We start from the raw sequence: 7,613 nt of genomic DNA on the forward strand, positions 1-7,613 counted from the left end.
TTCCTTTTTTTACTGCATGGATATGATCTTTATGTAAGTACTGGATTAATATCTTTGTCTCGTGAGCTGGGAATGCCCGCAACATCCCCACTCTTCGAAAATATTTTCCTTCCGGCACACAGCAGACACCTTCCGGACTGATGGAAAATTGCCGGATACCTGTTTTTTCTAATTTTACCTTCAGGTTCTGGATTCTTTCCTGCCCCTCCATCTGATACCAGACAACCGCCTTGCATTCTTCCTCACTTTTCTCATGCTGCATATAAGATTCCTTTAGCGGCTGCGTTCCTTCTTTTTGGTACCTTTCCGATAAATCTGCCTTCTCATCTTTCTGATACGCTGAATTTCTCCTGTCTGATACATCTTTTGAGGTCTCAAAATCTGTGCTTTCGTTCTGTTCACTTCCATTGTTACTCTTCTGTTCATCTTTTTTTTCCTCCCGTACAGTTTTTATAATAAACGCTGCTACTATGATGGGCGCCGCAAGACTTAAAGACTGGAAAATAATCATAAGAAAAAACGGCCATAAAAAAGGGGATAGAAAAAATCCAATCCCACCTGTAAGAATACAAAGCCATTTATACTTTTCTGCCAACCTCTTTAACGCTTCCATAAACTACCTCTTTCTTCCCGGGGGAAATCCCCCAGGATGCTTTAATCAAATTCTTCGTAATCCATATCATCAAACTGCTCATCCACATCATCATTTCTGGATGACCGACCTCTTTGGCTACTACTGCGGCTGCTCTTTCCGGAAGAATAATTGGAATTTCTGCCTGATCTACCCGAACTGCTTTTTGATGAGCGCTGGCTTCCTGAACTCTTCCTTCCTCTTGATGAACTCTGTCTGCTCTTATTACTTCTGCTCCTGCTTTTGGAATCATCTTCATCGTCGTCCTGACTGTTCTTACTTTCGGCAAATTCAATCTCATCACAGCAGAGTCTTACACCGTAAACTTTATCCCCATCCTTGTTGGTGTAATTATTGTTTTCCATTCTTCCGGTGATTACGATTTTAATGCCCTGATACAGATACTTTTCTACGAATTCTGCCAGCCAGCCGAATGCCGTACATGGAAAAAAATCGGTTTCGTCACTGTATTTTCTATCTACGGCAATACGGAAGTTTGCTACAACAAATTCATCCCCATCTTTCTTTGTTGTGTAATTAATCTCCGGATCTCTTACCAGTCTTCCCATCATAATTGATTTGTTCATGTATATCCTCCTTCATTTCCTGTTAAAAAAAGCGCTTAGAAACTTCTTTCTAAACGCTTTGTCATCGGTATCGTATTTTATTCGTATTCACTTTATTCGTATCCTCCTTTCTTTCAATTTTTCTTTACACCTCCTTATCCTTTTCTTTCATCTGTACTTGTCCTCATCCTAACCGCATACAAAACACAAAAAAGGCACTTAGAATTTCTTCATTCTAAATGCCTCACTTATATTTCTTGTGACAGACAGGAATCTTAAATTCCTCATAATTCACTTCCGGACTTTTCCGAAACCAAAATACACTATCCATCTTTTGATGAATACAAATACAAATTTCATTTTTATAGTAACACAACATATAGTGGCAGTCAATATGTATTCATACAATTTAGTGTGTGTTCAAATACGAAATGTTATAGATGGATAAGCCAAAGCCATCCATTTGTCCACCATTTTTGAAAAGTATTCTAAGAGACCTCTTGAGCAAATTCCCCAAAGCGGTATCCGACACCATACACATTCTGTATATATTCTGGTTTTTTTATATCCTTTTCTATCTTCTGACGAATCCGGTGTATATGCGCCATAATATTTGCATCATCCCGAAGATATTCTCTGTTCCAAACAGCTTCATACAGTTCTTTATAAGTAACTACCCGGCCATTTTGTTGTGCTAGAAAACATATGATATCAAATTCTATCTTCGTTAATATTATTTCTATCTCTCCGCAAAAAACTTGTCTACTTCCCAAAACAATTTGCAATTTTTGAAAATACCAAATAGTTGATGTCTCTCTAATACGATTTTGTAATCTAATTAAAGCTTTTAATCTAAGCATTTTTTCTTCAATATCCATAGAACACCCCCAATACTCATCTGCTCCACTTTCAATTGCAAATCTATTTTCCTCTTTCCGTTTCACGTCTAAATTAGTTTTTGATATAAACAAAATAGGCATGTTAGTTTTACGACGGATTGCACCTATAAGTTTCCTACTATTTTCTGAAAACCGTATCATTTCTATAATACATAGAACTGTTGTCTGTTCTAATATTAAAAATAGATCCAAATTATCTTGTATTGGCTGATATACTATGGGATATTCCCGACTTAAACAATCATAAAAAACACTTTGTTCATTTGAGCTATCAGCCATATATACTATTTTTTGACAAACTCTAACCTTTTCTAAATCTCCTATATATTTTTTCAAATTGTTTTCCTCTTATTTACTTCTTTTCAAACAAACTTTTTTTAACCATTCCTCTTTGAGAATAAAGACTCCCATCACATGCATAGCACTCACAAAATAATAATGGTTCCATAACATAAAATCCTTTCAATTTTATGACTTGAGTCCATCTATAAGAAATTTTTGAATATTACGGCGCGGCGAAGTCCCCAATCAGGAATGATGACCCAAAATAATCAATTTCAATAGATTGAAGTTTATTCTTCCATATTAATCATTTCTATATATTTTTTTCAGTTGAAACCAAAAATACGGAAATAATAGTTTTCTATTATTTCCGCTAGTTTTCCTTTTTCCCAATTGAATTAACAATCATACCAATACATTGTGACACAAAAACTACCAATACGGTCAATGCATTCAATGAAACAAAGTCATTTATATCTGCAAAAGTACAGTACGCTGTTATTAGAAAAATAATTACCAATATTTTTATCGTTACTCGTTTACAGTGTTTTTTTCATTAGCATCTAACCTATGATTTATATTATCTGCCGGTGTGCGTTTAGTATAGTTAACTGACCTGAAATCGTATTGTAATCAATCGAATTCAATCCACTGTTTGATTTGAAGAAATCTATCTTTTCCTGCATGACCTTGACAACACTCTGTGAATAGTTTTGATTCGGCAGGGATTTATCATTGAGTATTTCATTCGAAAGTCTCTGTATTTCATGAAAATATTTATTATCGTCCATCTCTTTATTAAGCATTTTTGAAAGCTGAATACTCAGTTCTTTCAGACACTTAAGAAGGATGGGATTAAATTGTCCACATTGTCCGTCCAGGATCATTTGAATCGCTGTATCATGATCAAAAGCTTTCTTATAGCATCTTTCACTTGTAAGTGCATCATAAACATTAACAATCGATACCACCTGTGCGGAGATTGGTATTTCTTCACCTTTCAATCCATCCGGATAGCCCTTTCCATCCCATCTTTCATGATGCCACCTGCAGATTTCCCATGCGGTATGTACCAGTGGATGATCTTGCGGAAAATCCATGTCCTTAATTATAGCCGCGCCAAGCTCACTATGGGTTTTCATAATCTTAAATTCTTCATCGGTAAGTCTGCCTGGTTTATTCAATATTTCTTCCGGAATACGAATCTTACCAATATCATGAAGGGAAGAAGCAGTTGTAATCAAAGCAATATCTGCCTCTGTCAAAGGATAAGCATCTGTTACTTTTACCAGTTGTCTAGCATCATCTCCGTTGCTGTTTTAATATGCAGGATGTGTTCTCTGCTCTCGCTGTTACGGGATCCCAATATATTACTCATAATCCGGATCATGATATTATTATTTTCTTCTTTTTCGTAAACCTGATCATAAACCACATTGATTCGCTTCTTGCAGTACTGCGCGAACTACTTTCTCCTCATAGAATTCTTTTTTCCCTTGTATAATACTGTCAATATCCGCTTCTTCCAGCAACACATCATAATCCGCACGCATCCGAGCTGTAATCCGGTTGTAAAGACTAATGATTCCCGTTTCCATAGAGTCGCAGATCTCCATATCCTCAATTCCGGAACGGAACATCAGATAATCTGTTGTAAATCCGCCAATGTCCACGCCCACTCCTTTAGGGTAAGCACATATCTCCCGGTGCTGCAGCATAATCGCCGCATAATCCTGGGGAAATGCCATAACATCTGTGATAGTCACATGATATTCCTTTTGCTTATAATTAAATTGAATCATTTCTCCAGTTCCCCGGAAAAACGTCTCATATTTATCATAGAGTTCCGCAAAATGCTTCGGTGGCAGTCCTATTGGCATTTGAACTTGGATTAAATCACCTTTTTCGATATTCGGGTTTAATTCCAGTTCCTTTGCTATTCCTAAAAGTGTCAATAAGAAAAATCTTTGATCGGCAGTCTTATCTCTCTGATATGGAATTCTCCGGTTACTCGGCACATAAAATTTTCCGTTATACTCCAGATAATCAGTTCCTCTGCCTGGACTAATATCACTTTCGCTGATTCCGGTCGTAAATACCGTATGAACCGTTTTAATATTTCTGTTTCCATGGTCAATTGCAATTCTGATTCGTTTTATCATATAGAACTCTCCTTTTTTCTTTTCTACTTATTACATACGTTTTCTATACTTGAAACGCAAAATGATAAGCAAAATATTATAAAAGGATCTTCTATGTTGTTATATGTAAGTTCTCGCTGTCAACCCTTATCCTTTTCATGATGCTGCTTTAATATAAGAAAGGATTCATCACTGATACAATGTTCAATACGGCAGGCTTCTGTTTCCGCTACCTTGGGACTGACTCCAGCAGATATAAGTTGCTCCTTAAAAAATTTATGTCGTTCATAAATTTTCTCCGCAACCTTTCGCCCTTCCTCTGTCAAAGAAATAAAGTGCCTATCATCCTTTGTAAGAAAACCGCCGTCACATAAAACGTTAACTGCATGACATACACTAGGCTTTGATACTCCTACATAGCGGGCAACATCTACTGAACGTACCTCCCCTATTTTCTTTTGAACTACTAACACGGCCTCTAAATAATCCTCTCCCGACTCATACAGTTTCATGTGCCATCTCCTTTCGAATATCTTTTCAATATCACTGTTTCCTTCTTTTTTATAAATTGATTCCTACATATACTTATGATATGATTAAAGAAAAACGAGGTATTTATGTCATGCTGAAACTTTATACTTTGCCTATAATAACTCCCGTCTGGACAGATACCGATGTACAGCTCCTTCCTTTTATTTCCAAACAAAGGCAGGAAAAAGTACTTAGTTATCGCTTTTCTATTGATAAAAAATTGTCCCTTTATAGTGCTTTGCTGACCCGTATGGAGATTAGTATATTATCTGGTGTCTTACACCAATCCCTCCATTTTCATAGTGAATTTATGCATAAGCCAATGCTTCTCTCAGCTCCCTACTATCATTTTAATTTTTCTCATACTAAAAGTATGATTTTATGCGGAATCTCTGACACACATCCGATTGGGGTTGATATTGAACGTATCGATCCTTCCCTAAATATCGAAACTATGAAAGCTGTACTACACCAAACAGAATTTCAATATATAAACTCAACATATTCCAATCATGAACGAACAGACCGTTTTTATAAGATATGGACACAAAAAGAGGCTTATATAAAATATATGGGCACTGGTTTTTCGGCAAATGCACATGCTTTCAATATGTTAGATCCCAAATTGTCCTCTAAACTTTTTACATGGAAGCAAGATTGTTATTTATGCTCTGTTTTCACAGATTTCCCAAATATACCCTCTGTACAGACTATTACCGAATCAGAACTTCAAGGCTATTTTCTCAGTTCCCCTCTGCCATAACGATAGCATTAACTACCGTTATATTCGAAATCAACTTTCTTTTCTCGTCTATTATCCGGATATTCCACACATGGTTTCGTTTCCCTTTGTGCAGCAGTTCTCCGACTGCATAAAGGTTGCCTTCCGCTTTCTTTTTCTTTAAATGATGTCCGTTTATTGTTTGACCCACGGCATAATAACTCCCTTTTCCCAGAAGATTTGATGCCTGTCCTGCTGTAATTTCTGCAAATGCCAGGATAGCTCCGCCATTAACCAATCCCAATGGCTGTGCATGAAATTCTCCCAGTGCCATTTCTGCTTCATATCCTTCCTCTGTTAATCGTGTTCCTCGAATATTTAATTGTTCAACCAATGTCATAAGTTACCTTCCTACTTTTAACGTCTCCACCGCTTGCTTCAGTATGGCTGATTTATTGATCTTGACACCCAGCCCATTTCCTCCTGGACACTTCATCTTGCCATTTTCGAAAACTATTTCTGGGACGATAAAGTCCTGATCAAAGTATCGCCTGGAGTCAGATAAATCTCCCTCCATATAGGTATCTGTAAGAGCTGCCAACTGTACATGTAAAATTTTAGAGATACCGCTTTCCACCATACTTCCAATCCAGTATCTTATTCCTTGCGTTCTGCAATACTGTATCATCTGCTTTACATAAAAAAGTCCACCCACACGGCCAATTTTGATATTCAAAACTTGAAAAGCTTCATATTGTATTGCTCTTTTTAATTCTTCCATGGTTTGTATACTCTCATCCAGACAAATTGGCGTTTTTATTTTGGTTTGCAATCCTCTATATTCTTCTAACGAATCAACCATAAACGGTTCTTCTATACATAGAAGACCCAGCTTGTCAAATTTTATGACATCTTCTATTCTGGAAACAGGAAAACTTCTGTTTGCATCAACAGCAAAATCTATCTCCGGAAAACAAGCTGTTACCTGTTTCATTTTTTCAAATCCATCTTCGGGTTTTATTTTAATCTTAATCCGCCTGCATCCCTGTCCATAAAATTCCTGTATCTTCAACAATAGTTCCTGTACTGGCAAATCGCCCAGAACAATGCCCAATCCTATCTCTTTTTTTAGGTTCTCTTGAAAAACAGATTTGATTAAATTTTCTTCCCTCTGCTTAGTATACATATCCAATAAAGCATTTTCTAAACCCGCTATTGCCATCGGATACTTCCGTTCAAACATTTTATGGATTTCAAAAGGATGTGTGATGTCCTTATCCAAAATTTGAGGAATATAGCTTGTTTTTAATGCCTCCCACGAAGCCTCTAAAGTTTCCATTGTATAAAATGGGCTTGTAAAAGAAACCACTTCTCCATATCCTGTTTGTCCACTTTCATCTGCCACTTCCAGGATAATAGATTCCCTGTGTTTTAATGTTTCCTTTGCTGTTCGGAAAGCAAACCGCATCGGAATGTCTACATGATATAGTGTAACGCTTTGAATCCTCATAGTTTCTCCTGCAGTAACTTCCTTACAATTTTTCCAGATGCATTTTTCGGAAGCTCTTTTCTGTATAAAATCTTTTTTGGTACTTTATATCCGGCAAGTTTCCCCTCCAGATAATTCCGAACTATTTCTTCAGGTAACTCAGATACAATATAAAGAACCGGTATGTATCCCCATCTCTCATCTTCCTGCCCAACTACAGCGCATTCTTTAATACCCTGCATCTGGTAGAGCAAATCTTCTATTTCTTTTGGATATATATTTTCTCCTCCGGATATGATGATATCTTCCCTTCGGTTGAGAATGTACAGAAACCCCTCCTTATCAAGGTATCC

General features: G+C 36.8%; 10 protein-coding genes and 1 pseudogene. 1 reads left to right on the forward strand and 10 read right to left on the reverse strand.

Annotation, left to right across the window (positions count from 1 at the left end; genetic code table 11):
- From WMO25_RS12040 to WMO25_RS12070, 7 genes and pseudogenes are all read right to left on the reverse strand, one after another.
- A partial coding sequence (locus WMO25_RS12040; protein ID WP_349085508.1) for a hypothetical protein occupies window positions 1-262 on the reverse strand: 262 nt, incomplete at its 3' end.
- Window positions 263-273: 11 nt separating this feature from the next.
- Complete coding sequence (locus WMO25_RS12045; RefSeq protein WP_318583859.1) at window positions 274-426, reverse strand: hypothetical protein; 153 nt, start codon at window positions 424-426, stop codon at window positions 274-276.
- A 228-nt stretch (window positions 427-654) separates the two neighbouring features.
- Entirely contained in the window at window positions 655-1,218 is a 564-nt protein-coding gene (locus WMO25_RS12050) for a single-stranded DNA-binding protein (protein WP_117989119.1), read from the reverse strand.
- Window positions 1,219-1,685: 467 nt separating this feature from the next.
- Entirely contained in the window at window positions 1,686-2,432 is a 747-nt protein-coding gene (locus WMO25_RS12055) for a response regulator transcription factor (RefSeq protein WP_243131077.1), read from the reverse strand.
- A 524-nt stretch (window positions 2,433-2,956) separates the two neighbouring features.
- Window positions 2,957-3,828 (reverse strand): annotated as a pseudogene (locus WMO25_RS12060) (HD-GYP domain-containing protein); the annotation flags it as partial.
- On the reverse strand, window positions 3,803-4,540 hold the full coding sequence (locus WMO25_RS12065) for a ParM/StbA family protein (protein WP_349085509.1): 738 nt from the start codon (window positions 4,538-4,540) through the stop codon (window positions 3,803-3,805). The gene WMO25_RS12065 and the pseudogene WMO25_RS12060, both read right to left, overlap by 26 nt.
- A gap of 119 nt (window positions 4,541-4,659) precedes the next feature.
- Window positions 4,660-5,031 carry a metal-dependent transcriptional regulator gene (locus WMO25_RS12070; RefSeq protein ID WP_349085510.1) on the reverse strand — a complete coding sequence of 124 codons (372 nt, stop codon included), beginning with the start codon at window positions 5,029-5,031 and terminating at the stop codon, window positions 4,660-4,662.
- 80 nt (window positions 5,032-5,111) lie between these two features.
- Here WMO25_RS12070 and WMO25_RS12075 point away from each other — a divergent pair, with 80 nt between their 5' ends.
- A complete protein-coding gene (locus tag WMO25_RS12075; protein ID WP_349085511.1) occupies window positions 5,112-5,813 on the forward strand; it encodes a 4'-phosphopantetheinyl transferase family protein in 702 nt (233 codons plus the stop codon).
- Here WMO25_RS12075 and WMO25_RS12080 read toward each other — a convergent pair.
- The 3 genes from WMO25_RS12080 to WMO25_RS12090 all read right to left on the reverse strand — a co-directional run.
- A complete protein-coding gene (locus WMO25_RS12080) occupies window positions 5,794-6,171 on the reverse strand; it encodes a PaaI family thioesterase (protein WP_349085512.1) in 378 nt (125 codons plus the stop codon). The two genes, WMO25_RS12075 and WMO25_RS12080, sit on opposite strands and share 20 nt — an antisense overlap.
- 3 nt (window positions 6,172-6,174) lie before the next feature.
- On the reverse strand, window positions 6,175-7,281 hold the full coding sequence (gene menC / locus WMO25_RS12085) for an o-succinylbenzoate synthase (RefSeq protein WP_349085513.1): 1,107 nt from the start codon (window positions 7,279-7,281) through the stop codon (window positions 6,175-6,177).
- Window positions 7,278-7,613: AMP-binding enzyme (locus WMO25_RS12090; RefSeq protein WP_435384310.1), on the reverse strand; the 336-nt coding region annotated here is incomplete at its 5' end. The genes menC and WMO25_RS12090, both read right to left, overlap by 4 nt.

This window comes from Coprococcus intestinihominis (genome assembly GCF_040096555.1).
Classification (GTDB): Bacteria; Bacillota; Clostridia; order Lachnospirales; family Lachnospiraceae; genus Coprococcus_A; species Coprococcus_A intestinihominis.

Bases quoted from the DNA above. Each gene is read 5' to 3' on its own strand.
- WMO25_RS12045 (WP_318583859.1), bottom strand. From the start codon at position 426: ATGAACAGAAGAGTAACAATGGAAGTGAACAGAACGAAAGCACAGATT.
- WMO25_RS12080 (WP_349085512.1), bottom strand. From the start codon at position 6,171: ATGACATTGGTTGAACAATTAAATATTCGAGGAACACGATTAACAGAG.
- WMO25_RS12050 (WP_117989119.1), bottom strand. From the start codon at position 1,218: ATGAACAAATCAATTATGATGGGAAGACTGGTAAGAGATCCGGAGATT.
- WMO25_RS12065 (WP_349085509.1), bottom strand. From the start codon at position 4,540: ATGATAAAACGAATCAGAATTGCAATTGACCATGGAAACAGAAATATT.
- menC (WP_349085513.1), bottom strand. From the start codon at position 7,281: ATGAGGATTCAAAGCGTTACACTATATCATGTAGACATTCCGATGCGG.
- WMO25_RS12075 (WP_349085511.1), top strand. From the start codon at position 5,112: ATGATTAAAGAAAAACGAGGTATTTATGTCATGCTGAAACTTTATACT.
- WMO25_RS12070 (WP_349085510.1), bottom strand. From the start codon at position 5,031: ATGAAACTGTATGAGTCGGGAGAGGATTATTTAGAGGCCGTGTTAGTA.